General features: G+C 64.1%; 18 protein-coding genes. 6 read left to right on the top strand and 12 right to left on the bottom strand.

All coding sequences use genetic code 11. The features are described 5' to 3' along the window. The first annotated feature begins 198 nt into the window (after positions 1-198). Positions 199-2,529: a PAS domain-containing sensor histidine kinase gene (locus tag L6637_RS08150; RefSeq protein ID WP_237859277.1), complete on the top strand. Its 2,331-nt coding sequence runs from the start codon at positions 199-201 to the stop codon at positions 2,527-2,529. A 3-nt stretch (positions 2,530-2,532) separates the two neighbouring features. On the opposite strand, the gene L6637_RS08155 is transcribed toward L6637_RS08150, so the two are convergent. Continuing rightward, complete coding sequence (locus tag L6637_RS08155; RefSeq protein WP_237859278.1) at positions 2,533-3,426, bottom strand: LysR family transcriptional regulator; 894 nt, start codon at positions 3,424-3,426, stop codon at positions 2,533-2,535. A 224-nt stretch (positions 3,427-3,650) separates the two neighbouring features. Between L6637_RS08155 and L6637_RS08160 the strand changes: the two genes are divergently transcribed. Genes L6637_RS08160 through L6637_RS08180 form a run of 5 tightly spaced genes read left to right on the top strand, consistent with a single transcriptional unit; the run spans position 3,651 to position 9,622 of the window. Continuing rightward, positions 3,651-4,127: a formate dehydrogenase subunit gamma gene (locus L6637_RS08160; protein ID WP_237859279.1), complete on the top strand. Its 477-nt coding sequence runs from the start codon at positions 3,651-3,653 to the stop codon at positions 4,125-4,127. Next, complete coding sequence (locus L6637_RS08165; RefSeq protein ID WP_237859280.1) at positions 4,124-5,680, top strand: formate dehydrogenase beta subunit; 1,557 nt, start codon at positions 4,124-4,126, stop codon at positions 5,678-5,680. Before L6637_RS08160 ends, L6637_RS08165 begins: the two co-directional genes overlap by 4 nt. Positions 5,681-5,690: 10 nt before the next feature. Continuing rightward, positions 5,691-8,564, top strand: a complete 2,874-nt coding sequence (gene fdhF / locus L6637_RS08170; protein ID WP_237859281.1) for a formate dehydrogenase subunit alpha — start codon at positions 5,691-5,693, stop codon at positions 8,562-8,564. 4 nt (positions 8,565-8,568) lie between these two features. Continuing rightward, a complete protein-coding gene (gene fdhD / locus L6637_RS08175) occupies positions 8,569-9,399 on the top strand; it encodes a formate dehydrogenase accessory sulfurtransferase FdhD (protein WP_237859282.1) in 831 nt (276 codons plus the stop codon). Next, positions 9,386-9,622, top strand: coding sequence for a formate dehydrogenase subunit delta (locus L6637_RS08180; protein ID WP_237859283.1), 237 nt, complete (start codon positions 9,386-9,388; stop codon positions 9,620-9,622). The genes fdhD and L6637_RS08180 overlap by 14 nt, the downstream gene beginning before the upstream one ends. On the opposite strand, the gene L6637_RS08185 is transcribed toward L6637_RS08180, so the two are convergent. The 11 genes from L6637_RS08185 to ccmI form a co-directional block, all read right to left on the bottom strand. Then, the gene (locus tag L6637_RS08185) at positions 9,588-12,566 is read right to left on the bottom strand and encodes a bifunctional [glutamine synthetase] adenylyltransferase/[glutamine synthetase]-adenylyl-L-tyrosine phosphorylase (protein WP_237859284.1); all 2,979 of its coding nucleotides are present in this window, start codon (positions 12,564-12,566) and stop codon (positions 9,588-9,590) included. The two genes, L6637_RS08180 and L6637_RS08185, sit on opposite strands and share 35 nt — an antisense overlap. Further along, positions 12,563-14,023 (bottom strand): sensor histidine kinase, encoded by a 1,461-nt coding sequence (locus tag L6637_RS08190; protein ID WP_237859285.1) that lies wholly within the window; start codon positions 14,021-14,023, stop codon positions 12,563-12,565. The genes L6637_RS08185 and L6637_RS08190 overlap by 4 nt, the downstream gene beginning before the upstream one ends. A gap of 338 nt (positions 14,024-14,361) precedes the next feature. Then, positions 14,362-15,876 (bottom strand): S8 family serine peptidase, encoded by a 1,515-nt coding sequence (locus L6637_RS08195; protein ID WP_237859286.1) that lies wholly within the window; start codon positions 15,874-15,876, stop codon positions 14,362-14,364. A 230-nt stretch (positions 15,877-16,106) separates the two neighbouring features. Further along, on the bottom strand, positions 16,107-16,688 hold the full coding sequence (locus L6637_RS08200; RefSeq protein WP_237859287.1) for a hypothetical protein: 582 nt from the start codon (positions 16,686-16,688) through the stop codon (positions 16,107-16,109). 342 nt (positions 16,689-17,030) lie between these two features. Further along, positions 17,031-17,711, bottom strand: coding sequence for a response regulator transcription factor (locus tag L6637_RS08205; RefSeq protein ID WP_237869941.1), 681 nt, complete (start codon positions 17,709-17,711; stop codon positions 17,031-17,033). Positions 17,712-17,994: 283 nt separating this feature from the next. Then, complete coding sequence (locus tag L6637_RS08210; protein ID WP_237869943.1) at positions 17,995-19,575, bottom strand: Do family serine endopeptidase; 1,581 nt, start codon at positions 19,573-19,575, stop codon at positions 17,995-17,997. 210 nt (positions 19,576-19,785) lie between these two features. Further along, on the bottom strand, positions 19,786-21,129 hold the full coding sequence (locus L6637_RS08215) for a methyl-accepting chemotaxis protein (protein WP_237869945.1): 1,344 nt from the start codon (positions 21,127-21,129) through the stop codon (positions 19,786-19,788). Between the two features lie 109 nt (positions 21,130-21,238). Further along, positions 21,239-21,721, bottom strand: coding sequence for a cytochrome c-type biogenesis protein (locus L6637_RS08220; protein ID WP_237859290.1), 483 nt, complete (start codon positions 21,719-21,721; stop codon positions 21,239-21,241). 3 nt (positions 21,722-21,724) lie between these two features. Continuing rightward, a complete protein-coding gene (locus L6637_RS08225; protein ID WP_237859292.1) occupies positions 21,725-23,707 on the bottom strand; it encodes a heme lyase CcmF/NrfE family subunit in 1,983 nt (660 codons plus the stop codon). Further along, entirely contained in the window at positions 23,704-24,195 is a 492-nt protein-coding gene (ccmE, locus tag L6637_RS08230) for a cytochrome c maturation protein CcmE (RefSeq protein WP_237869947.1), read from the bottom strand. The genes L6637_RS08225 and ccmE overlap by 4 nt, the downstream gene beginning before the upstream one ends. A 37-nt stretch (positions 24,196-24,232) precedes the next feature. Continuing rightward, on the bottom strand, positions 24,233-25,348 hold the full coding sequence (ccmI, locus tag L6637_RS08235; RefSeq protein WP_237859295.1) for a c-type cytochrome biogenesis protein CcmI: 1,116 nt from the start codon (positions 25,346-25,348) through the stop codon (positions 24,233-24,235). Positions 25,349-25,444: the final 96 nt, after the last annotated feature.

Raw genomic sequence — 25,444 nt, forward strand, 5'->3', positions numbered from 1 at the left:
TCGTTTCGGACTCCCGATGCACGTGAGTTTGCGGAGTAGAACGCGCGCAAACTCTGCATTGGATAAGAATTATTTCGCGTTAACCTTTCGTTGACTCTCGACAGCCTGCGCAAACTGGATTCAAATCGCTGTGATTCGAAAGCGTTGTGGGGCTGCTTTCGAACTTAGTTGCAGACAGGTTTTCAGGGGGCCGAAGGCATGGCGCGTGCAGACGCCGCGAACGCGTGCGTCCAATCCGATTCGATCAAGGGATTGGCGCAATCGATCGCGAAACCTGCCTATCATCGGCTCCTGATCGCGGAGCCGGCGCTACGTCGCGCCGTGCCGACGCTCATCATCGCTTTCCTCATCACGATCTGCCTCGGCGCGTTCGTTCAGGTCGTCGACCAGACGCGCCAGAAGCGCTTGGTGATCCAGAACGACATCTCGATGCTCGCCGAACTGCTCGCCGAGCGGATCGACCGCGCCGCCTCTGTCCGCGCCGAGCGGCTGAAGACCATCGAGAACCTGCCGACGCTGCTGCCCGACATGATCCCGACGAAGTCCAGGCTCTCGGGCCGCCATGTCGTCGTCACCTCGGCCGGCGTCAACGGCCGCATCCTCGCCCGCATTCCGATCGACAGCGATCCAGCCGGCAACGACCGCCTGCTCGATGCGATCACCACCGCACAGCTGCTCGCGGCGCCGCCGCGCGACAACAACGTCGTGGACATGACACTGCCCGATGGCAATGCGGCGCTGGCGACCTCGCGGCCGATCAAGTCGCTGCCGGGTCTCGTCACGGTGATCCAGGAGCGCAACGAGCCGATCTGGGGTTCGGACGCGGCGCTGTCGGTGACGCTGTCGGCGACGACAGGCTTCGTCGTCCTGATCCTCGGCTTCGCATTCCACTGGCAGTCGACCCGCGCCAGGGAAGGCGACCTGATCAACGACGCGGTGCGCGGCCGCATCGACACCGCGCTCAACCGCGGCCGCTGCGGCCTGTGGGACTGGGACCTGTCGCGCGGCCGGATCTTCTGGTCGCAATCGATGTTCTCGATGCTCGGCCTCGACGGCCGCAACGAGCTGCTCACTTTCGGCGAGGTCAACGCGCTGGTGAAGTCCGACGACATCGACCTGTTCGCGATCGCCGACCAGCTGATCTCCGGGAAGATCGACCACATCGACCAGACCTTCCGCATGCAGCATGTCGACGGCCACTGGATCTGGCTCCGCGTCCGCTGCGAGCGGACCCGCGGCGCCAGCGATGCCGGCATGCACCTGATCGGCATCGCAGTCGACATCACCGAGCAGAAGAGCCTCGCCGAGCGCACCGTGGAAGCCGACCTTCGGCTGCGCGATGCGATCGAGACCATTCCGGAAGCCTTCGTGCTGTGGGACGCCAGCGACCGCCTCGTGCTCTGCAATTCGCACTTCCAGCGCCTGCACAAGCTGCCTGACACCGCGGTGATCCCCGGCACCTCCTACGAGACCGTGCTGGAAGTCGGCCGCATGCCCGAGGTCCGCACCCGCCACAACGAGAACTCGAGCCAGGGTCCGGGCGCCCGCACCTTCGAGGCCCAGCTCGACGACGGCAGCTGGCTGCATATCAGCGAGCGCCGCACCAAGGACGGCGGCTACGTCTCTGTCGGCACCGACATCACCCGCATCAAGGAGCACGAGCAGAAGCTCGTCGACAACGATCTGCGCCTGCGCGCCACCGTCATCGACCTCAAGCGCTCGCAGGCGGCGCTGGAGCGCCAGACCATCGAGCTTGCCGACCTCGCCGAGAAGTACCAGCGCGAAAAGACCCGCGCCGAGGAAGCCAACCAGACCAAGTCGAAGTTCCTCGCCAATATGAGCCACGAGCTGCGCACGCCGCTCAATGCCATCATCGGCTTCTCCGAGATCATGGGCTCGGGCATGTTCGGCGAGCTCGGCAGCGAGAAGTATCAGGAATACTGCCACGACATCCTGACCAGCGGTCACTACCTGCTCGAGGTCATCAACGACATCCTCGACATGTCCAAGATCGAGGCCGGCCGCATGAAGCTCGACATGGAAGAGCTCGACCTGTCGCGGACGCTGGCCGAATCCTTACGCGTCGTCGCCGGCCGGGCCCAGGACAAGAACCTCACGCTGGATGCGGACATCGAGAAATCGATCGCCGTCGTCGCCGACCGCCGGGCCACCAAGCAGATCGTCGTCAACCTGCTCTCCAACGCCGTGAAGTTCACGCCCGACGGCGGCCGCATCGTGGTGCGCAGCCGGCAGCTCGAGGACAGGATCGTGCTAATGATCGCCGACACCGGCATCGGCATCGCGCCGCACTCGCTGGCGCGGCTCGGCCGTCCGTTCGAGCAGGTCGAGAGCCAGCTCACCAAGACCTATCACGGCTCCGGCCTCGGGCTCGCAATCGCCCGCTCGCTGGCACAGCTCCATGGCGGCTCGATGAAGCTGCGCTCCAGGCTGGAAGTCGGCACCGTCGTCCGCGTGACGCTACCGCGCGACGCCATCAAGGCGGCGTCCGGGATATCGGCGGCGGCCTGAATCTTACGATTGCAACGTCGGCGCCACTTCGCGGGCGATATTGACCAGTGCTGCAATCAGCGGCGTCATCGGATCACGCTGCGGGATCACCAGGCCAATGCTGTAATTGACCTCGGGGTCGACGATCGGGATGGTGCGCACCTTGTCGGACAGGCCGAGCGTCTCGGCGAGCTTGGCCGGCATCACGCTCGCCCACCGCCCGGTCTTGACGTGGGTGAACAGCACCAGCAGCGAGTTCGAGGTCAGCGTCGGCGTCGCCTCGGCGCCGACCGAGCGCAGCGCACGGTCGATGATGCGGCGGTTCTGCATATCAGGCGTCAGCAGGCACAGCGGCACCTGCCCGACCTCGGTCCAGGTCACCGTCTCGCGGTCCCCGAACATCCCGTCGGGCGCGGTGAGCAGGCGATAGCTCTCGTTGTAGAGCGGAATGGTGCGCACCTTGCCGATCGGCTCGTTCTCGATATAGGTCAGCCCCGCATCGACCTCGAGATTTTCGAGAAGTCCCAGCACCTCCGATGAGGTCGTCGAGCGGATGCTGAAACGCACCTCGGGATGCCGCGCACGGAACGGCGTCGTCAGCGACGCAACCATGCCGAGCGCCGTCGGGATCGCCGCGATGCGGATCTCGCCGGAGAGCTTATGCTTCAGTCCGTTGATCTCGTCGCGCATGGCGCGGGCATCGCCGACGATGCGCCGCGCCCAGTCGAGCGCCCGCTCGCCCTCGGGGGTGAAACCCTGGAAACGGGAGCCGCGCTGGACCAGCATCACGCCGAGGATCTCCTCGAGCTGCTTCAGCCCGGTCGACATGGTCGGCTGGGTGACGCCGCAGGCTTCTGCCGCCCGTCCAAAATGCCGCTCTTTGGCCAGCGCCAGCAGCAGTTCAAGCTTGTCGATCAACCGTCCGTCCTCTCGAATTCCATCGTGGCATGCAAGCTATCACGCCGGGCCTGCGCCAACACGCAAAAACCGGCACTCGATACAAGTTTCATTACGCGATCGTATCGATCGATTGCACTTTCCAATCGATCTGAATTCGCAATCGCAGCATGAGACAGCTTTATTGATCTTCGAATGATTCCAAATAGTTTGCGCGAAAGGGACGCTCAATCTGAGAACGAAGAATGACAGCGGTTTTTGAACCTTGGGACGAGACGCGCGGCGCGGAGATCATCGCCGAACATGCCAGCCAGGAAGGCGCGACGCTGGTGATTCTGCACGCTCTCCAGGAAGCATTCGGCTTCGTGCCGGAGGCCGCGATTCCCATGGTGGCGCAGGCGCTGAACCTGTCGCGCGCCGAGGTCCATGGCGTCTTTACGTTCTATCATGACTTCCGCCACAAGCCGGCCGGCCGCCACGTGCTGAAGCTGTGCCGCGCCGAGGCCTGCCAGGCCGCCGGCGGCGATGCGCTGGCCGCGCGCGCTGAATCGAAGCTCGGCGTTTCGCTTGGCAACACCACAGCGGATGATCGGGTCACGCTGGAGCCGATCTACTGCCTCGGCCTGTGCTCGACCGCGCCGTCGGCGATGCTCGACGGTCGCCTCGTCGGCCGGCTCGACGAGAAGCGCCTCGATGCGCTGGTTGCGGAGGCGCAGCGATGAACATGAAGATTTTCGTTCCCCGGGATGCGACGGCCGTTGCAGTCGGTGCCGATGAAGTCGTCACAGCGCTCGAACAGATCGCGCAGCAGCGTGGCTTGTCGATCGAGATCATCAGGACCGGCTCGCGCGGATTGCATTGGCTGGAGCCGATGATCGAGGTGGCGACGCCTGGGGGCCGCGTTGCCTACGGCCCCGTCGGCACCGAGGACGTCGCCTCCGTGCTTGAATCCATGGCGAACAATGGTCCGCACGCCCTGCGGCTCGGCATCGCCGACAAAATCCCCTGGCTGAAGCGCCAGACCCGCCTCACCTTCGCCCGCTGCGGCGTGATCGATCCGCGCTCGCTCGACGACTACCGCGCCCATGGCGGCTACAAAGGTTTTGAGCGCGCGCTGTCGCTCGGCCCGGACGCGATCCTCAACGAAGTGACGGCGTCGGGCCTGCGCGGCCGCGGCGGCGCAGGCTTCCCGACCGGCATCAAATGGAAGACGGTGGCGCAGGCCAAGGCCGACCGCAAATTCATCGTCTGCAATGCCGACGAAGGCGATAGCGGGACCTTTGCCGATCGCATGATCATGGAAGGCGATCCCTTCCTGGTCATCGAGGGCATGACCACCGCCGGCATCACCGTCGGCGCCACCAAAGGCTACATCTACATCCGCAGCGAATATCCGCATGCGGTCGAGGCGATGAATGCCGCGATCAAGGCAGCGCGGCGTGGCGGCTATCTCGGCGACAAGATCGGCGGTTCGACCTATAGCTTTGACATGGAAGTGCGCGTCGGCGCCGGCGCTTACGTTTGCGGCGAGGAGACCTCGCTGCTGGAGAGCCTCGAAGGCCGTCGTGGCCTGGTGCGCGCAAAACCGCCGCTGCCGGCGCATTACGGCCTGTTCGGCAAACCGACCGTCATCAACAACGTGCTGTCGTTTGCGGCCATCCCCTTCATCCTCGCCGAAGGCGCCAAGGCCTATGCCGATTTCGGCATGGGGCGCTCGCGGGGCACGATGCCGATCCAGCTCGCGGGCAACATCCGCCACGGCGGCTTGTTCGAGACGGCGTTCGGCGTGACGCTGGGCGAGCTCGTCGACGACATCGGCGGCGGCACGTTCACGGGACGCCCGGTGCGCGCGGTGCAGGTCGGTGGCCCGCTCGGTGCCTATTTCCCCCGCGCCCTGTTCGACACGCCGTTCGACTACGAGGCCTTCGCGGCGCGCGACGGCCTGATCGGCCATGGCGGCATCGTCGTGTTCGACGACAGCGTCGACATGCGCAAGCAGGCACGTTTCGCCATGGAATTCTGCGCCGTCGAATCCTGCGGCAAGTGCACGCCCTGCCGGATCGGCTCGACCCGCGGCGTCGAGACCATCGAGAAGATCATCAACGGCGAACGCGTGGCTGAAAACCTCGCGCTGGTCGGAGACCTCTGCAACACCATGAAATTCGGCTCGCTCTGCGCACTCGGCGGCTTCACGCCCTACCCCGTGCTCAGCGCATTGAAGCACTTCCGGGAAGATTTTATCCCGGCCCCGACCACGCTTCAGGCCGCGGAATAGGAGAACGACAATGTCTCTGATCGAAGAAATCGACTTCGGCACGCCGCGTTCCAAATCGACCACGATGGTCACGCTGACCATCGACGGCAACGAGGTCACGGTGCCCGAGGGCACCTCGATCATGCGCGCCGCGATGGATGCTGGCCACCAGATCCCGAAACTCTGCGCGACCGACATGGTCGACGCGTTCGGCTCCTGCCGGCTTTGCGTCGTCGAGATCGAGGGCCGCGCCGGCACGCCGGCCTCCTGCACCACGCCCGTGCTGAACGGCCTCGTCGTCCACACCCAGAGCGAACGGCTGAAGAGGCTGCGCAAGGGCGTGATGGAGCTCTACATCTCCGACCATCCGCTCGACTGCCTCACCTGCGGCGCCAATGGCGATTGCGAATTGCAGGACATGGCCGGCGCGGTGGGCTTGCGCGAAGTACGCTACGGCTATGAGGGCGAGAACCACGTCTTCGCCAAGACCCATGGCGAGGTCAATCCCGCCTGGATGCCGAAGGACGAGTCCAACCCCTACTTCACCTACGATCCCTCGAAGTGCATCGTCTGCTCGCGCTGCGTCCGCGCCTGCGAAGAGGTGCAGGGCACCTTCGCACTGACCATTTCTGGCCGCGGCTTCGACAGCCGCGTCTCGCCCGGCATGAGCGAGAGCTTTCTTGGTTCCGAATGCGTGTCCTGCGGCGCCTGCGTGCAAGCCTGCCCGACCGCAACGCTGACGGAAAAATCCGTGATCGAGATCGGCCAGCCCGAGCACTCCGTCGTCACCACCTGCGCCTATTGCGGCGTCGGCTGCGCCTTCAAGGCGGAGATGCGCGGCGAGGAAGTGGTGCGCATGGTGCCGTACAAGGACGGCAAGGCCAATCGCGGCCATTCCTGCGTCAAGGGCCGCTTCGCCTGGGGCTATACCAACCACAAGGAACGCATTCTCAAGCCGATGATCCGCGAGCGGATCGAGGATCCCTGGAAGGAGGTGTCCTGGGACGAGGCGTTCTCGTTTGCCGCCGCCAAGATGCGCGGCATCCAGACGAAGTACGGGCGCGATGCCATCGGCGGCATCACCTCCTCCCGCTGCACCAATGAAGAAACCTATCTGGTGCAGAAGCTGATCCGCGCCGGCTTCGGCAACAACAACGTCGACACCTGCGCCCGCGTCTGCCACTCGCCGACCGGCTATGGCCTGTCCCAGACCTTCGGCACCTCGGCCGGCACACAGGACTTCGACTCGGTCGAGGACACCGACGTTGCCGTCATCATCGGCGCCAATCCGGCCTCGGCTCACCCCGTGTTCGCCTCCCGCCTGAAGAAGCGGCTGCGCCAAGGCGCAAAGCTGATCGTGATCGATCCTCGCCGCACCGAGATGGTGGAATCGCCGCATGTGAAGGCGCTGCATCTGCCGCTGATGCCCGGCACCAACGTCGCCGTCGTGACGGCGCTGGCACATGTCATCGTCACCGAGGGGCTGGTCAACGAAGCCTTCGTGCGGGAGCGCTGCGACTGGAGCGAATTCGAGGAATGGGCCGCCTTCGTGGCCCAGCCCAGGCACAGCCCGGAAGCGACCGCGATCCTGACCGGCGTCGATCCGAACGTGCTGCGCGAAGCCGCCCGCATCTACGCCACCGGCGGCAACGGTGCGATCTATTACGGCCTCGGCGTCACCGAGCACAGCCAGGGCTCGACCACCGTGATCGCGATTGCGAACCTCGCGATGGCGACCGGCAATATCGGCCGTCCCGGCGTCGGCGTGAACCCGCTGCGCGGCCAGAACAACGTGCAGGGCTCCTGCGACATGGGCTCGTTCCCGCACGAGCTGCCCGGCTATCGTCATATCTCGGGCGATGCCGTGCGCGACCAGTTCGAGGCGCTCTGGAACGTCAAGCTCAACCCGGAGCCGGGCCTGCGCATTCCCAACATGTTCGATGCTGCTATCGAAGGCACGTTCATGGGCCTCTATGTGCAAGGCGAGGACATTCTCCAGTCCGATCCCAACACCAAGCACGTCGTGGCGGCGCTGTCGGCGATGCAGTGCGTCATCGTCCACGACCTCTTCCTGAACGAGACCGCGAACTACGCTCACGTCTTCCTGCCCGGCTCGAGCTTCCTCGAGAAGGACGGCACCTTCACAAACGCCGAGCGCCGCATCCAGCGCGTGCGCAAGGTGATGACGCCGAAGAACGGCATGGCCGACTGGGAGGTTACCATCGGCCTCGCCAAGGCGATGGGCTTCGAGATGAACTACAGCCATCCCTCCGAGATCATGGACGAGATCGCGGCGCTGACGCCGACCTTCACCGGTGTCTCCTACGCCAAGCTCGACGAACTCGGCTCGGTGCAGTGGCCCTGCAACGAGAAGGCGCCGGAAGGCACGCCAGTGATGCATATCGACGGCTTCGTCCGCGGCAAGGGCAAGTTCATCGTCACCGAATATGTCGCAACCGACGAGCGCACCGGCCCCCGCTTCCCGCTGCTGCTCACCACGGGCCGCATCCTCAGCCAGTACAATGTCGGCGCGCAGACAAGGCGCACCGAGAACGTGGTCTGGCATGGCGAGGACCGGCTCGAGATCCATCCGCACGACGCCGAGCTCCGCGGCGTGCGCGACGGCGACTGGGTGCGTCTGACGAGCCGGGCCGGCGAGACCACGCTGCGCGCTGAAATCACCGACCGCGTCTCGCCTGGCGTCGTCTACACCACCTTCCACCACCCGGACACGCAGGCCAACGTCATCACCACAGACTATTCGGACTGGGCCACCAACTGCCCGGAATACAAGGTCACGGCGGTGCAGATCTCGCCCTCGAACGGGCCGTCCGATTGGCAGAAGAGCTACGACGAGCAGGCCCGGCACTCCCGCCGCATCGCGCCCGCTGAGGCCGCGGAGTAACCGCATGCACGTGCCGGTCCAGGCTATCGACCGCGAAAACTGGCGCGACGGTGTCACGTCGGAAGGGACACGGCTGGTCCCGGAGGAGACGCCGCTGGCGCTGACCTATAATGGCGGCACCTATGCCGTCATGATGGGGACGCCGCAGAACCTCGAAGATTTCGCCGTCGGCTTCAGCCTGGACGAAGGCATCATCAAATCGGTCGACGACATCAAGTCGCTCGATGTAGTCCGTCTCGATGACGGCATCGAGCTGCGCATGTGGTTGGAGTCAGAGAACGCCGCGCGCATCAGCGAGCGCCGCCGCCACATCGCAGGTCCCACCGGCTGCGGCATCTGCGGCGTCGAGTCCATCGCCGAGGCCATACGGCCCGCGGCGATCGTGCGAGAGGGTCAGATATTCACGCCGCAACAGATCATGATTGCGATGCAGGCGATCGCTCCCCTTCAATCGATCAACATGCAGACCCGCGCGGTTCACGCCGCCGCGTTCTGGTCGCCGCCGAACGGCATCGTGGCGCTGCGCGAAGATGTCGGCCGCCACAACGCACTCGACAAACTCGCGGGCTCGCTGGCCCGCAGCCGCACGGATGCAAGCGCCGGCATGGTGTTGCTGACGAGCCGCGTCTCGGTCGAGATGGTGCAGAAGACGGCTGCGATCGGTGCGCCTGTGATGGTCGCGGTCTCCGCACCGACCGCGCTTGCGGTCCGCACCGCGGAGGCTGCCGGCATCACGCTGATTGCAATTGCCCGCAGCGACGGGTTTGAAGTGTTCACGCACCAGGGCCGCGTCGCGGCTCATTGTGCTCAGGAGATCATCGATGTCGTCGCCTGACCGCCTCGTCTACATGGCCAACCAGATCGGCACCTTCTTCCGCAGCCAGGGCCACGACAAGGCCGTGCCAGGCATCGCCGACCACATCAAGAAATTCTGGGATCCCCGGATGAAGCGCGCGATCTTCGCACATCTCGATGCCGGCGGCGCGGGCCTGGAGCCGAACGTGCTCGAAGCCCTCACCTCGCTCAAGCAGACGGCTTCCCTTCCAGAAGCGCACTGAACACGCTCCGCACCTCGCTTTGCGTCTCCTTCACGCGCGCCTCCAGCGAGGAAAAATCCGGCGCATCGCCGGCGCGCGCCATCACGCGCTGAAGATCGGTGCCCGCCGTTTCCGGCTTGAAGCGGTCGCTGACGCAGAGCCGCAGGATCTGCGTCAAATCGTGGTAGAGCCGCGCGGCCGCCCGCAGGATCTCCGCTTCCGACTGCGGCAGAACGCCGAGTCTGGCTGCATTCTCCAGCACCTGCACCGTCGAGACATCGAGAATGTCAGGCTTGTCGTGGGCATGGACGAGCTGGAGATATTGGGCGATGAAATCGATATCGACCATGCCGCCCGACGCGTACTTCAAGTCCCAATAATCGGTCTCGCCCTTCTCCTGCGCGATCGCGCGGCGCATGTCGGCGACGTCGTTGGCGGTGGTGACCGGATCGCGACGGCGGGTCAGGACGTCGCGGATGATGCTCTCGATGCGCGCCGTGAATTCTCCCGACGCCGACACCACGCGCGCGCGCGTCAATGCCATGTGCTCCCAGGTCCAGGCCTCATTGGCCTGGTAGTCCGCGAAGGAGACAAGGCTCGATGCCACGGGACCTGCGCGCCCCGAGGGCCGCAGCCGCATGTCGATCTCGTAGAGCACGCCGTAATTGGTGCGGGTCGTGAAGGCGCTGATCAGGCGCTGGGTGAGGCGAGCGAAATAGTGCGCGCCCTGCAGTGACCTCTCGCCGTCCGAGTCCGGATTATCGCTGTCGAAATCGTACAGCAGGATCAGATCGAGATCCGATGACGCGGTCATCTCGCGGCTGCCGAGCCGGCCCATGGCGATGATCGCCGTCTCCTGCCCCTTGATCCGGCCGTGCTGGGCAGCAAAGCGATCGGCGACGAGACCGTGCACGGTGTGAACGATGCCCTCGGCGACGTCGGCAAAAGCCGTGCTCGCCTGCTGCGCCGAGACGGTGCCGGACAAGATGCGCGTGCCGATCAGGAACAGGCTCTCTTGTCCGAACAGGCGCAGCCGATCCAGAAACTCCTCATAGGAGCCCGCGTCCTGCACCGTGGTCGCAAGCCGTGCCGACAATTCCTGACGATCCGGCATAGCGCCGAAGAAGCGCGGATCGATCAGACCGTCCATCAACTGCGGTTGCCGCGCCAGCATCTCGCCGAGCCGGGGCGCCGCGCCAAGCACCAGCGCCACCAGCGCGACGAGATCGCGGTTCTGGCTCAGCAGCGTGATCAGCCTGCCGCCGCGCTGGAGCGCCCTCAGGAAGTGATCGAATGCCGTCACCGCGCGGTCCGGCTCCTCCGCATGCGCCAGGCCCTCTATCAAAGCCGGCACGAACTCGACGAAAGCGCTGCGCGTCTGCTTGTTGCGGAATACGCGATAGTCGCCGGTGAGCCAGTCGCAGACGGTCTGGGCCACGGCAGCGGGCTTCTTGAAGCCGAGCGTCGTCAAGTGCTGAAGCAGGCGCGGATCATCGGGACCGGCGCGATAGTCGATCGCCGGCAGGCTTGCCGTGCCGGTGGGATCATCGCCCTCGAACAGCTTTTCGTAATGCCCCTGGACGATCTCGAGCTGGCGCAACAGGTCGCGCGCGAAGGCCTCGCGGCTGGCATAACCGAAGAACCAGGCGAAGCGCTCGACCGCCTCCTTGTCCTCCGGCAGCGCATGGGTCTGCTCGTCGGCGATCATCTGGAGACGATGTTCGACCCGGCGCAGGAATTCATAGGCCGTGGTCAGCTCGTCGCGGGCCGCAGAGGTGATCCAGTTGCGAGCGGCGAGGATATTGAGCGCGGCCAGCGTCGGCCGTACCCGCAGCTCCGGATGGCGGCCGCCCGCGATCAGCTGCTGGGTCTGGGCGAAGAACTCGATCTCGCGGATGCCCCCGCGGCCGACCTTGACGTTGTGACCCTCGACCGCGATCTCGCTCTGGCCGCGATAGGTCTGCATCTGGCGCTTCATGTCGTGCACGTCGGCAAGCGCAGCGAAGTCGAGATGCTTGCGCCAGACGAAGGGTGCGATTTCGGCGAGCAGCGCCTCGCCCGCTCTGGGGTCGCCGGCACACGCCCGCGCCTTGATCATCGCGGCGCGCTCCCAGGTGCGCCCTTCCCGCTCGTAATAGTTCAGCGCGGCGTCGCGCGAGATCGCGACTTGCGTCGAGGATGGATCGGGCCGCAGCCGCAGATCGACGCGGAACACGTAACCGTCATAGGTGCGCTGCTGGAGGATGCGCGCCATGCCTTGCGTCACCCGGACGAAGAACGGCTGCGGCTCGATATCGGGCACAAGCGTCGTGGCATCGGGGTCGAAGAACACAATAAGATCGATGTCGCTGGAATAGTTCAGCTCGCCGGCGCCCATCTTGCCCATGGCGAGAACGATCAGGCCGCAGCCGACCTCCGGCGCTTCCAGATCGGGCGGCAGAATTTTCCCGCGTGCGGCTTCCTGACGCAGCAGGTACTGGAGCGCCGCCTGCACCGAGGAAACCGCGAGATCGGTCAATGCCGCCGTCACCCGCATCACCGGCCAGACCCCGCCGATATCGCACAGCGCGATCAGCAGCGCGGCCTCCGCCTTCATGCGGCGAAGCAGCCGCATCACCTCGGCCTCGTCAGGTGCGGCAATCACGGCACCCCTCGCCTCCGCGATCAGCGCGGCGAGATGCGCATCCGGATCGCATTCGAGCAATCGGATCAGGCGGATCGGATCGGCGCGCACCAGATCGAACAAATAAGGCGAGAATTCCGCGATGGCGGCGAGAATAGTCCGGACAAGCGGATGGACCAGCAGCGCGTCCAGACGGGCTGATGGTGCCGGCTCGAGCCCGGCCAGCCAGCCTTCAAAGCGTCGTTCGTCTGATGCGGAAGCGGCAATATGGGGAGCCTCCGCGAAGCGCGCGGCCAGGCTCTCACCATGCTTGTCCGCGTTTCCCGGCGCGGAGTGGTTCATGCCACCTTCTGTGGCACATCCGCTACTGGAGGAGCAACCCTGTCGCCGGCCCCCGCGCGTGCCGGCAGCACCAGCGTGGCGACAAGACCGGGCTGGGCATCGCTCAGCCGCAATTCGCCACCGTGCAATGTGGCCACGGCAGACGCGAGGCTGAGGCCGAGGCCGGAGCCGGGCATGGTGCGGCTCGCTTCCAGCCGCACGAAGCGCTCGACGACGTGCTTGCGATCGCCTTCCGGAATTCCGGGGCCCCGATCGGTGACGCTGAGTAGCACCTGATCGCCTTCGCGCCTCGCCTCGATCGTGATCTGCCTCGAGTCCATGCTAACCACTGACCCCGCCGGCTGCGCGGCCGGCTTGCCGTACTTGATCGCATTCTCGACCAGATTGGCGAGCGCCTGGCTGATCAATTCGCGATTGCCGTGGATGGGCGCTGCTTCCGTCTTGACCTTCAAGGTCATGCCGTCGTCCTCGGCGAGCGGCTCGTAGAGCTCGTGAATGCCGCCTGCGACGTCGGCGGCATCGAAATCGTCCATGTTGCCGCGCGCCTGACCGGACTCCGCGCGTGCGATCATCAGAAGCGCGTTGAAGGTGCGGATCAGCCCGTCGGACTCCTCGATGGTCCGCTCCAGCGCGGCGCGATAGTCGGCCTCGCAACCGGATTTCGCCAGCGCCTCCTCGGCGCGGTTGCGCAACCGTGTCAGCGGCGTCTTGAGGTCATGGGCGATGTTGTCGGAGACCTCCTTGAGCCCCGACATCAGCGCCTCGATCCGCTCGAGCATGGCGTTGAGGTTCTCGGCGAGGCGGTCGAGCTCGTCGCCGCTGCGCCCGACCGGCAGGCGCTCGCTGAGATCGCCGATCATGATGCGGTGCGCCGTGCCGGACATCGCGTCGATGCGCGTCAACACCCTGCGCGCGACGAAGACGCCGCCGCCGAGGCCGAGCACGACGACGATCAAGATCGACCATTGCGCGGCCTTGGCGACGATGCCGAACAGCCGCCGCCGCTCGGCGAGGTCGCGGCCGATCAAAAGGCGAAAGCCATTTTCCAATTCGGTGACCCGAACGAGCGCGCGATGGTCGCGGTCATCCGTATCCTCGATCCGCCGATAGGCGGTCTCGGACCAGCCAATGGTCGCCATCACGCCCGGTGCCAGCGAGCCGACATTGCCGGCGATCGCCTGGCCGGTGGGCGAGGTCAGGAGGTAGAGATTGGCGCCCGGCCGCAACGACCGGTACTCGATTGCACGCGCGACGAAGAACAGGCCGCGACGGCCGTAGATCTCGTTGATCTCCGAGGTCTCGGCATTCACCGTCTGCGTGATCTCTTCGGTAATCAGCCGCCGCGTATTCCAGGCGAAATAGCCGAGCAGCGAGGCCGCGAAAATCGCGAACAGGAACAGGTAGACCAGCGTCAGCCGGAATGCCGTGGTGCGGACGAGTTTACCGAATGCCGTCACGATTATACATCCGTCCAGAACCCGATGCGACGACAGGAAAGCCGGCGCCCCAATTTCCGACTTTGTTTCAATGATTTAGTCTCGCTAATTATGCCATACAGTGTTGCTGGGCTCTAACCAAATTAAATCGAAGAAAGCTGGCGCCCTACTCTGGTCGCGCCGCCCTTCTAACCAGCAGTCCGGAAAAGTGGCGGGTGCGGGGGACCGCCACACTTGAAGAATGCTTACCGCAGATGCCGCCTTGTCCTCGGCCGCGGCTCTGGCGTTCGTAAGCCAAAATCGGCAAAGCTGATCGGAATTGAAGGAACGCAACGGTGCGGGTTACGGAGTACCGCAATTTAGCTCTTCTGCTTATGGTATCCAAACCGAGGATTCCAATTCGGCAATGCCTTAAGTCCGTAGGTCTCGACCAGTAACGTAGCAACATCCGTGCACTTTGAACGCTTGGCCGAATTAAGCGTCACGACAGCATCAGCGCATGCACGAGGACTCGCAAAGCTGGTTCCATATTCTCCTCCGGCAAGATCGGCCAGGTGCGCCATGTAAGGAGACCCGGTAGGATTTCGCGTTCTATCATACTCGGCCGACGGCCCTCGGGATGAACCTTCCCACATTTGACCGGAAGCCCGCAGGCCAGCAACGCTAAGAACCTTTTCCTCTGTAGCAGGCACCGAGATGCTTCCCTCCGGTCCCCCCTCCACAAATGCTGTAACGCCAGAAGCATCCTCCGCAATCACGATCCAGCTATTGACCGCAACATCCTGTGTCGCTTCCAACTTGAAGCGCACCAACATCTGGGGCAATGCTGACGCTAGTCCTATCGCGCTCAGGGCGAAAGCAATGCAACTGAAATTGTTTTGGCATTTCGCCGTGAAGAGGGAGTGCGTCGCGAGCGTTCCTGGAAGGCCAATCGAAGCAGTGGTGAGAAGCGAGCCTGCGATCGACCCATCGATCGTCAGCGTGCCATGGTTGATGGGCGAACCACCTCCGACGATTTCATAGATATCGGCGTCGATCGAAACCCCCTTGGCCGAAGATTCATCCCACCAAAATTCGACAAGGACTTCCTTGCAATTCGCTGCGATGCGTAGCGGGAGATACTCAGGCTCATTTGCTAATATTGTCCGCTTGCCGGAGCATCCCTTGCCCCCCTCATTACCGGCAGCAGCGACAACGTAACGATCGGATGTGACGAATGTCGTGGCTATGTAATCTTCAAGCGGTGAAGAGCCATTGTGCGGCCCTACGTGAGTGCCTAGCGACATATTGACGGCAACGGGAATCCCGTCCGCGGTCAGTTGAGGCTCGAGAGCCTGCAAGGCGCTAAGTACTTCTGGCGTGCAGGCTTGATCGAAGCATGGACGCCCAAGTCCGATCTGATGCGAAGGAGGTTTGACCAGGGCGCAGCTTATCGTTGTATCCTTCAAATCTCCTTTGTGATCCAGGCGATCCAGCAGGACGGAAAGCACTTTTTCCGCGTGGTCCGAGAGCTCAACTCCTGAAGTCACCGCATGCCGCAGTTTTCCGCCATAGTCATCGGGCGCGACGAGCGACGTAACCCCCATATCAACTATGGCAGCGCCAACTTTCGCAGGACGTCCGCCAAGATTGCTTGGCGAATCAGCAGCTTTTCCCAGTAAGGCGCGACAGCGCTGATCATATGTTGAGCCGCTACCTAACGCACGAACCGGCGTGCCCAGGTCGAGATATTCGGTATCAGAAGGAACCGCGTACGACGATGCAAAAAGATCGCTGAGCCGATCGAGCGGCACCCGTCCCCAAAAGAACTGTCCTGTCTCAAATCTCCGATACTCGATAGCACCTTTTGTAGCGCTTCCAAGCAACTCTTCCACGGAGCGAGTCGTACGACCATTGACCGGAAGCGCGGGCCATGGACCCGGTCTGTGGCGAATAACGGACAGCAGCTCTTTAGCTATTTCTTCCAACGAACACCGAACCAAACACTTCGGCTTTGGAGAAATTGGAAATGGCAGAGGGAACAGAGATTGCTCGCTTGATCCCGGCCCAAGACTGTGAATCATCATAGAGATGAGACTGGGACTGAACATCGCCGTTCCGTCCCTCAGTCTGGCTGCCAACCAAATTTGAAATTTCGCGATTTAAATCTTATGAGATCTCCCTCTCGCTCAATCATATCGACGTCGGACAATTTTTCCAGGACCTTGTCCATCCATTTTCCTTGCCTGGCTTGGCTAGCTCGAGCGAAGCGATCAGCGGATATGCGGAGATACCAGGAGAGTTCATCGCGATTTTCTCCATGATCCAGCAAATCGTTCACAGCCGACTCTAGCTCGGCTTGGGTCATGCCAGCAGGTTTTTGCGAGAGAACTATGTAGGTGACGTAGTCGATTGGACGCATCGTCTGAACAAGCGACTCAAGAATCGTGTGCGCCGCGCTGATCGATTCCACTCCAATCTCTAGCATTGTCGCCAAATCGGGCGCCGTATAGAGGGCAAGTTTGACTTTGGCAGCGATCTTTATCGTCTCCCACGTGGCTTGGAGAGCTTTCAAAAGGTCAAGCCGTAAGTTGACCCCGCGAAATGCCGCCTTCTCTGGACCGGCTGGCGTACTTTCGGTGATTGCAGCGCCAGACCAAGCTCGCTGGAGCGAATTCTTTTCCTCAACAGTTATTGAATCCAACATGCGCATACTCCTGATCGGAGAAGCAAATAAACGACTGGCTATTTCGAGCCGCGCCCACAATTGTTCTTCGGGTTACATCGGCTGCAAAACCAGCCGGTGAACTGATCTAACGGGAGCTGCCCTTCAAACAAAACGGGGACGTAGATCAAATCTAAAATCGCCCAACAATAGCAGCGAGCGTCATACAACTTCAAGGGGTATGTTTTACTTTTCTCAAGTAGACCGCCCCTGACCGCAATGGCAATTGCGGTTTCAGACCATGCTCAACCACCGAGACGCAGCAGCCCACCGACGAGCACATGGGCGCAGGAATGCAGTGCGCCGCAGCGGCGCTCAAGGCTTCTATCGAATGCCATCTCTTATCATGTACCCGGCGCCGCGGATCGTGTGCAGCAGCGGCCGCTCGAAGCCCTTGTCGATCTTGGAGCGCAGCCGCGAAATGTGCACGTCGATCACGTTGGTCTGCGGATCGAAATGATAGTCCCAGACATTCTCCAGCAGCATGGTGCGCGTCACCACCTGGCCGGCATGCTTCATCAGATATTCGAGCAGGCGGAATTCGCGCGGCTGCAGCGTCAGCTCGTCCTTGCCGCGGGCGACGCGGTGGGAGAGCCGGTCCAGCTCGAGGTCGCCGACGCGATAGAGCGTGTCCTCGGCGGGTCCGCCGCGACGGCGCGACAGCACCTCGACGCGGGCCAGCAGCTCGGCGAAGGAATAGGGCTTTGGCAGATAGTCGTCGCCGCCGGCACGCAGACCCTTGATGCGGTCGTCGACCTGACCGAGCGCGGAGAGAATCAAAACCGGCGTCGTGTCGCCCTTGTCGCGCAGCGCGCCGATCAGCGACAGCCCGTCGCGCTTGGGCAGCATGCGATCGACCACCAGCACGTCGTAATCGCCGCCCTCGGCCATGGCGAGGCCTTCCTCGCCGTCAGCGGCGTGGTCGGCAATGTGCCCGACCTCGCGAAACGCCTTCACGAGATAGTCGGCGGATTCGCGGTCGTCTTCGATGATGAGGAGGCGCATCGTGCGTTCGGCGGCGGTCAAGGAGGTCAACCTTCTCTAAACATGGCGCGAGCGGCAATCGCATGCAAGCCGAGTGAACGAGACCCGGGTAGTCAAAAAGGCGGGCGGTGAAGCTGGGGGGACCTCACCGCCCTAGGCCTTCCGACGGAGGGGGGCGTATTTCCACCGGAAGGTAGGTATGGGGAGCAAGCGTTGCGCTGCTCCCCGGAAGAGTGCCGGCGGCGGGGGCGACTGATGCCGGCGACACCCTTCACGTCGTAAGCTTCCTGAGACTCAGCCCTCGTTAACCCTTGGCGATGGGCACTGCGACGAAGCGCGACTGGCCGCCGCTCTTCACGCGCATCAGGACGCTGTTCTTGTTGTCGGTCCGCGCCGTGTTGATGGCGTCGCGGACGTCGCCGGCGGTGCTCACGCTCTTGCCGCCGACTTCGAGAATCACGTCGCCTTCCTTGAAGCCGCGTTCGGCCGCGGCGCTCTTCGGATCGACTTCGGTGACCACGACGCCGTCCTTGCCGGCGCCGGCCACGGAGTTGGCGGGCGCAACGGTCATGCCGAGCTTCGGCACGTCGGTGCCCTTGCTGGCGCCCTTGCCGTTATCGTTATCGGTGTCGGCCTTGGCCTCGACCGTGTTCGGCAGCTGGCCCAGGGTGAGGTTCACGACCTTGTCCTGGCCCTTGTGCAGCACGTTGAGCTTCACGGACGCGCCGGGCGCCATGCCGCCGATGGTGCGGGCGAGCTCGCGCGCATCCTTGACGGAGTCGCCGTTGACCGACGTGATCACGTCGCCGGATTCGATGCCCGCCTTCGCGGCCGGACCATCCTTCTGAGGCTCCGCAACCAGCGCGCCTTCGGCCTTCTTCATGCCGAGGCTGTCCGCGATATCAGAGGTGACGGGCTGGATCTGCACGCCGATCCAGCCGCGGCTGACCGAGCCCTTGTCCTTGAGCTGAGCGACGACGCTCTTCACCGTGGCGGCGGGGATCGAGAAGGCGATGCCGACGCTGCCGCCGGAGGGCGAGTAGATCGCGGTGTTGACGCCCATCACCTCGCCGTTGGTGTCGAACGCCGGACCACCGGAATTGCCCTTGTTCACGGGAGCGTCGATCTGGATGAAATCGTCATAGGGGCCGTTGCCGATGTCGCGACCGCTGGCCGAGACGATACCCGCGGTAACGGTACCGCCGAGACCGAAGGGATTGCCGACCGCGAGCACCCAGTCGCCGATCCGCGGCTTGCTGTCCGCGAGCTTGGCGAACGGGAAGTTCGAGCCGCCCTCGACCTTGATCAGCGCGAGATCGGTCCGCTGGTCGGTGCCGATCACCTTGGCGCTGTAGGTCTTGCCGTCATCGGTGGTGACCTCGACCTTGTCGGCGCCGTCGACCACGTGGTTGTTGGTCACCGCAAAGCCGTCAGCCGAGATGAAGAAGCCTGAGCCCTGGCCTTGCACAACGCGGCCACGACCACCGCCCTTCAGGCCGGGAATGCCATCCGGACCGCCGAAGCGGCGGAAGAAGCGCTCCATCGGCGAGCCCGGCTGGAACGGCGACTGCGCGTCGTCGCCGTCATCGTTGCTCGCGGCCTTCTCCTTGATGTTGACCTTGACCGAGATCACCGAGGGCTTCACGCGCTCGACGATGTCGGCGAAACCGATCGGACGCTCGACCTTCTTGACTTCGTTGTTGACCTGCGCGTGCGCCGGGCTCGAGAACAGGTCCGCAGGCGACGTCGACGGGCTGAAGCCGTGGACGGCGATGCCGAGACCGGCGACGACCGAGGCCATCAGCGCGATCCTGCGGGCTGACAACACCGAGCGGCGGGGCTGCCGGTAGGAGGGAAGGTTCGTGAGGTCGGGACGGTCGGTCATGCAGGTCTCCAGGGCCTAGAAATCCATGTGGTGCCTGATGGCGGCACCTTTACGGACCTGAACATGGGGACTTGCGCCTTACCGCGCGCTGACGGGCGGGTTAAACTTTTGTAATAAACACCGTGCCGGCATGCGGCAGTTTAGCGCAGACCGAAAATCGTGATCTGACAGGAACTTAACACGGTTCCGGAGATCGGCGCCGAAGCGCTCTCAGCTCGCCCGAACGCTGGCGATGAATTCATCAACTTCACGCTTCAGGGTTTCGGCCTGCTGCGACAGGTCGACGGCGGAATCCCGGGCCTCGGCAGCCATGCGGCCGGTCTCCGCCGACGTCGAGGTGATCTGGACGATGTGGTTGGAGACGTCGAGCGTGCCGCGCGCGGCGTCCTGGACGCTGCGGCTGATGTCCTGCGTGGCGTTGCGCTGCTGGGCTGTGTCGACCTCGATCCCGGACATGATCGACGAGATCTCCGACAGCGTCTTCGAGATGGCGTCGATCGCGCCGCGCGTCTCCGCGGTGATGCCCTGGATGCTGGCGACGTGCGAGGTGATCTCCTCGGTCGCCTTGCTGGTTTGGTCCGCGAGGCTCTTCACTTCGGAAGCCACCACGGCAAAGCCCTTGCCGGCCTCGCCTGCACGCGCCGCCTCGATCGTGGCGTTGAGCGCGAGCAGATTGGTCTGCGATGCGATCGCCTGCACGAGCTGAACGACCTCGCCGATCTTGTCGGCGGCATCCGAGAGCGCGTGGATGGTATCGCGGCTCTTTCCGGCCTGGGTTGCGGCGCCCTCGGCGCGCTGGGTCGCATCCGTGACGCGCCGGCTGATCGTGCCGATCGAGGTCGTCATCTCCTCGGCCGAGCCCGCGACCGTCTGCACGCTGGCGCTGGCCTGGCTCGCACCGCTCGCGACCGCATTGGCCTTTGTGCTGGTGTCGTTGACAGTCTGCGACAGCGTCTCGGCATTGCGCTTCAGGTGCACAGCCGACGATGCCACGCTGTCGACCACGCTGGCGACGAGTTCGTTGAAGCGCTTGATCCGCGCGTCCAGGAATTTCGACCGTTTGGCCTGGTGCTGCGCTTCGTGCAATTGCTGCTCGGTCAGACGCCGCCGCTCGAGCCCGTTGGTCTTGAACACCTCGAGCGCTCCGGCGAGCAACCCGATCTCGTTGGTGCCGCCGAGGCCCGGAACCGGTGTCTCAAACTTCTGGTCGGCGACCTCGCGCATGGCATGCACGATCGCCGCCAGCGGATTGAGGATACCGTTTCGCACGGCGAACCATGTGGTAAGGCAGATCGCGACGGCGATAATTGCGATCATGCCGCAGGCAACCAGGAACCAGGAGAACGCGGTCTGCGCCTGCTGGTAGATCTGCATCGCGTGGTCGCGCACAGGGCCGCTCAGCGCGGCAAAGTCAGATGACAGGCTGGTGATCTCGTTGTTGAGATAGAGCACGGCGACGAAGCCGGTGCCGCCGCCGATGCCCAGCAGGAACAATAATGCAGCGACGACGGCGCCAACCAGAAAGCGGATCGTCAGATTGCTGTTCGTGAACATAGCTTGAGGACTCAAGATCTGGAATCGAATCTTGCGACAAGCTTCCAGACAAAGGTCAACAGAGCATGAAACGCGCTCCGCCCGAGACCCTACGTATCACTACGTAGACTCAAGAGGACTTCGCGTCTTCGGACATCAACGCGGCGAGCTTCGCCTCTTCGTCCGGTGTCAGCGGCGGCGTCGGTACATCCGCACCGTCCCGCGCGCGACGGCGGTTTTGCCGCCACAGCGCAAAGCCACCACCGGCGAGCAGCAGCGGCGCAAGCAGCCAGAGCAGCATGGTCTGCCGTTCGAAACGCGGCTTCAGCAGCACGAACTCGCCGTAACGCGCGACCAGGAAATCGAGCACCTGCGAATTGCTGTCGCCGGCCGCGATCCGCTCCCGCACAAGCAGCCGCAGGTCGCGCGCGAGCGGCGCATCGGAATCGTCGATCGACTGGTTCTGACAGACCATGCAGCGCAGCTCGCGCGACAATTCTCGCGCGCGGGCTTCCTTGACGGGATCCGACATGATCTCGTCGGGCTGCACGGCATGCACCGCAGGAACTGCCAGCAGCATCAGTGCGACAATTGCGGCCACCATCCGGCGCATCGATCACTCCGCCGGTTGCAGGCGCTGCTTGGCCCGCGCCGGCTTCGGCGCGCCGACACGCAAGCGCCGATCGGACAGCGACAGCATGCCGCCGAACGCCATCAGCACCGGCCCCCACCAGATCAGGAGCACGAACGGCTTGTGATAGATGCGGACCGCGATCGCGCCGTCAGCGGTGACGTCACCGAGCGAGATGTAGAGCTGGCTCGCGCCACGAGTCAAAAGCGCAGCCTCAGTGGTCGAGGAACCGCGCGTGGTAAAACTACGCTTCGACGGCGTCATGACGCTGAGCGCTTCGCCACCGCGGCTGACGTTGAACTGCGCGACCATCTCGCGGTAGTTCGGCCCCTGACGCTCGAGCAGGCCGTCGAGCTTCAGATCATAGCCAGCGACCTGCGCCACGTCGTTCGGTTTCATCGTCGCGATATATTCGCTGTTCCAGGTGGTCTCGCAGACGATCCCGATCAGCGCGACGCCGAGACCGGCATGCGCAAAGGCGGTGCCCCAGGCCGAGCGCGGCAGGCCGCGCGTACGGTGCAGCGTCGTGGCAAACGGCAGGCGAAACAGGCCGGTTCGCTCAGCCATATCGGTCACGGCGCCGGCGATGACGAAGACCCCAAGCCCGATCGCGAGCGGCGCCAGCGCGCTGCCGCCGCGCGTCCAGGCCCAGACGATGGCGATCACGACAAGGCCGGCGACGCCGGCCGCCAGCAGCCGCTGGGTGACGCCGAGCAGATCGCCGCGCTTCCACGCCAGCATCGGCCCGAACGGCACCGCGAGCAGCAGCAGGACGAACAACGGCGCGAAGCTGAGATTGTAGAAGGGCGCACCGACGGACATCTTGAAGTCGGCGAGCACTTCCATCGCCAGCGGATAGAGCGTGCCGAACAGCACGACTGCGCAGGCCACCGTCAGCAGCAGATTGTTCAGCACCAGCGCACCCTCGCGCGAGATCGGCGCGAACAGGCCGCCCTGCTTCAACGAGGTCGCGCGTCCGGCGAACAGCGACAGGCTGCCGCCGATGAACAGGCAGAGGATCAGCAGAATGAAGACTCCGCGGGTCGGATCGTTGGCGAAGGCGTGCACGGAGGTGATGACGCCCGACCGCACCAGGAAGGTGCCGAGCAGCGAGAGCGAGAAGGTCAGGATCGACAGAAGGATGGTCCAGACCTTCAGCGCGTTGCGCTTCTCCATCACCAGCGCCGAATGAAGCAGCGCGGTGCCGGCGAGCCATGGCATCAGCGAGGCATTCTCGACCGGATCCCAGAACCACCAGCCGCCCCAGCCGAGCTCGTAATAGGCCCAGTAGGAGCCCATCGCGATGCCGAGCGTCAGGAATATCCAGGCGACCAGCGTCCACGGCCGCACCCAACGCGCCCAGGCCGCGTCGATCCGCCCCTCGAGCAGCGCCGCGATCGCGAAGGAAAACGAGATCGAGAAGCCGACATAGCCCAGATAGAGCATCGGCGGATGCACGGCGAGACCGATGTCCTGAAGCACCGGATTGAGATCGCGTCCCTCGATCGGCGGATTGGCGATGCGCAGAAACGGATTCGAGGTGATCAGGATGAAGAGATAGAAGGCGCTCGCGATCCAGGCCTGGACGGCCAGCACATGTGCACGCAGCGACAGCGGCAGGTTGTTGCCGAAGGCCGCGACCAGCCCGCCAAACAGGGCGAGGATCGACACCCAGAGCAGCATCGAGCCTTCATGGTTTCCCCACACGCCGGTGATCTTGTAGATCAGCGGCTTCATGGAGTGCGAATTCTCGTAGACGTTCGCGACGGAGAAATCCGAGTTCACGTGCAACGTCACAAGCGCAATGAACGAGGCGCCGACGAACAGCAGCTGCGCCAGAGCGGTCGACCGCGCCACGTTCATCAGCGCGGGATCGCGCAAGCGCGCGCCGATGACAGGCACGAATGACTGGATCAGCGCCAGCGCGAGCGCCAGCACCAGCGCGTAATGTCCGGCTTCCGCGATCACCGCACTGCTCCTTGCGAATTGCCCTGCGCCGTCGTCGCCGCAGGCTTTCCAGCGTAATCGTCTTTCCAATGCCCCTGCTTCTTCAGGGCATCCGCGACATCCTTGGGCATGTAGGTCTCGTCGTGCTTGGCCAGAACGGTGTCGGCCTTGAACACGCCGTGGGCATCGAGCGCGCCCTCGGCGACGACGCCCTGCCCTTCGCGGAACAGATCAGGCAGGATGCCCTTGTAGGCGACGGGCAGCTTGGCGCCGCCATCGGCAACCTCGAACGTCACCGCGAGATTGTCGCCGCGCTGGAGCGAACCCGGCTGCACCAGGCCGCCAAGGCGAAAGCGCTTGCCGGGAGCGACATGCTTTTCGGCCACCATGGTCGGGGTCGAGAAGAACACGATGGAGTCGCGCAAGGCATTGAGCACCAGCGCGGCGGCGAGCGCGAGCACGGCGAGCGAGCCGCCGATGATGGTCATACGTCGCTGCTTGCGCGTCATGGCGTATCCGTTCTCCGCTCGGCTCGCGCTGCCACAATCATCCGTCGAGCCCGAGATTCTTGAGGCCTTCGTTGAGCTGGCGCAGCCGCTCGGCATCCTTGGCGACCGCCTGGCGGGCGTCGGTGGTGGCACCAAGCGCCTTGTCGCGATCGCCCATCACAAGATAAGCGCGCACAAGGCGCAGCCAACCCTCGACGTCGTCGCCGTTCTGCTTGAGACGCGTGGCAAGACGTTCGACCATGCCGCGGATCATCGCGTTGCGATCGCCGTCGTTCATCTCCTTTGATGCCGCGACGGTCTCGTCGGATAGTGCCGGCATCGTCACGCCGCCACCGCCAACCCGCGCCAGCGAGGCCTGCACCAGCGGCCGCCACGGCGCATCCGCAGGCGCTTTCGCAAGCAACACGCGCCAGATATTGGCTGCGTCATCCTTACGGCCGTCCTGCTCGGCAGCGAGGCCGAGGAAATAGTTCGCCTTGGGATCATCAGCGCTCAGCGCATGCGCGCGCTCGAACTCGGCCTTGGCTTCCGCCGTCACCACGCCGTTGGCAGCGGCCGTGATCGCCTCACCGAGATCGGAGCGGCGCTCCGGGCTCTCGCCATTGTAGGTGATCGAATTGCGATAGGCGCGCACCGCCTCGTCGAAGCGGCCGAGCCGCTCCAGCACAGGTGCAAGCACGTTCCAGCCGCGGCCGTCGGTCGGATTCTTCTCCAGATGCTGCTGAACCTGCACGACGAGATTCTCGAGCGACTGCGCCATGCCGGGCCCCGTGCCGCGCTGTCGTTGCGCCAGCGGGAAATCACGAAGCGCGGGCGAGCCAAGCGGGACGTAGATCGCGACCGCCACCAAAGGCAGGCCGACGAGCGCGAGAACGGATGCCGCACGGCGCCATTTCAGGCTGGAATTCGGCGCGAGCGAGGTCTCGCTGCTGTCAGCGGCAAGCAGCCTACGGCTGATCTCGATTCGCGCGGCCTCGGCTTCCGGCGCGGCGATCAGTCCCGCGGCAAGGTCACGCTCGATCTCTGCCAGCTGGTCCTTGTAGACCGCGACCTCGCTGCCCTGATTGTCGGGACGCCCGCCACGGCCGAGCGGCCAGAGCACGGCGAACATCGCCGCGACCGTCATCAGCGCGAACACGAACCATAGCGTCATCAGGCAAGCTTCCGGCAGCGCGCGAACCGCGCCTGTACGTGGCTTTACACCACGGCCGGACGATGCGGCAATTGACAATTGTCAATTCAGCGCGAG

This window comes from Bradyrhizobium zhengyangense, from assembly GCF_022012435.1.
Taxonomy (GTDB): Bacteria; Pseudomonadota; Alphaproteobacteria; order Rhizobiales; family Xanthobacteraceae; genus Bradyrhizobium; species Bradyrhizobium zhengyangense.

Bases quoted from the DNA above. Each gene is read 5' to 3' on its own strand.
- L6637_RS08185 (WP_237859284.1), bottom strand. From the start codon at position 12,566: ATGAACCACTCCGCGCCGGGAAACGCGGACAAGCATGGTGAGAGCCTG.
- L6637_RS08205 (WP_237869941.1), bottom strand. From the start codon at position 17,711: ATGCGCCTCCTCATCATCGAAGACGACCGCGAATCCGCCGACTATCTC.
- L6637_RS08200 (WP_237859287.1), bottom strand. From the start codon at position 16,688: ATGTTGGATTCAATAACTGTTGAGGAAAAGAATTCGCTCCAGCGAGCT.
- L6637_RS08165 (WP_237859280.1), top strand. From the start codon at position 4,124: ATGAACATGAAGATTTTCGTTCCCCGGGATGCGACGGCCGTTGCAGTC.
- L6637_RS08210 (WP_237869943.1), bottom strand. From the start codon at position 19,575: ATGACCGACCGTCCCGACCTCACGAACCTTCCCTCCTACCGGCAGCCC.
- L6637_RS08180 (WP_237859283.1), top strand. From the start codon at position 9,386: ATGTCGTCGCCTGACCGCCTCGTCTACATGGCCAACCAGATCGGCACC.
- L6637_RS08215 (WP_237869945.1), bottom strand. From the start codon at position 21,129: ATGTTCACGAACAGCAATCTGACGATCCGCTTTCTGGTTGGCGCCGTC.
- L6637_RS08150 (WP_237859277.1), top strand. From the start codon at position 199: ATGGCGCGTGCAGACGCCGCGAACGCGTGCGTCCAATCCGATTCGATC.
- ccmI (WP_237859295.1), bottom strand. From the start codon at position 25,348: ATGACGCTATGGTTCGTGTTCGCGCTGATGACGGTCGCGGCGATGTTC.
- L6637_RS08160 (WP_237859279.1), top strand. From the start codon at position 3,651: ATGACAGCGGTTTTTGAACCTTGGGACGAGACGCGCGGCGCGGAGATC.
- fdhF (WP_237859281.1), top strand. From the start codon at position 5,691: ATGTCTCTGATCGAAGAAATCGACTTCGGCACGCCGCGTTCCAAATCG.
- fdhD (WP_237859282.1), top strand. From the start codon at position 8,569: ATGCACGTGCCGGTCCAGGCTATCGACCGCGAAAACTGGCGCGACGGT.
- L6637_RS08220 (WP_237859290.1), bottom strand. From the start codon at position 21,721: ATGCGCCGGATGGTGGCCGCAATTGTCGCACTGATGCTGCTGGCAGTT.
- ccmE (WP_237869947.1), bottom strand. From the start codon at position 24,195: ATGACGCGCAAGCAGCGACGTATGACCATCATCGGCGGCTCGCTCGCC.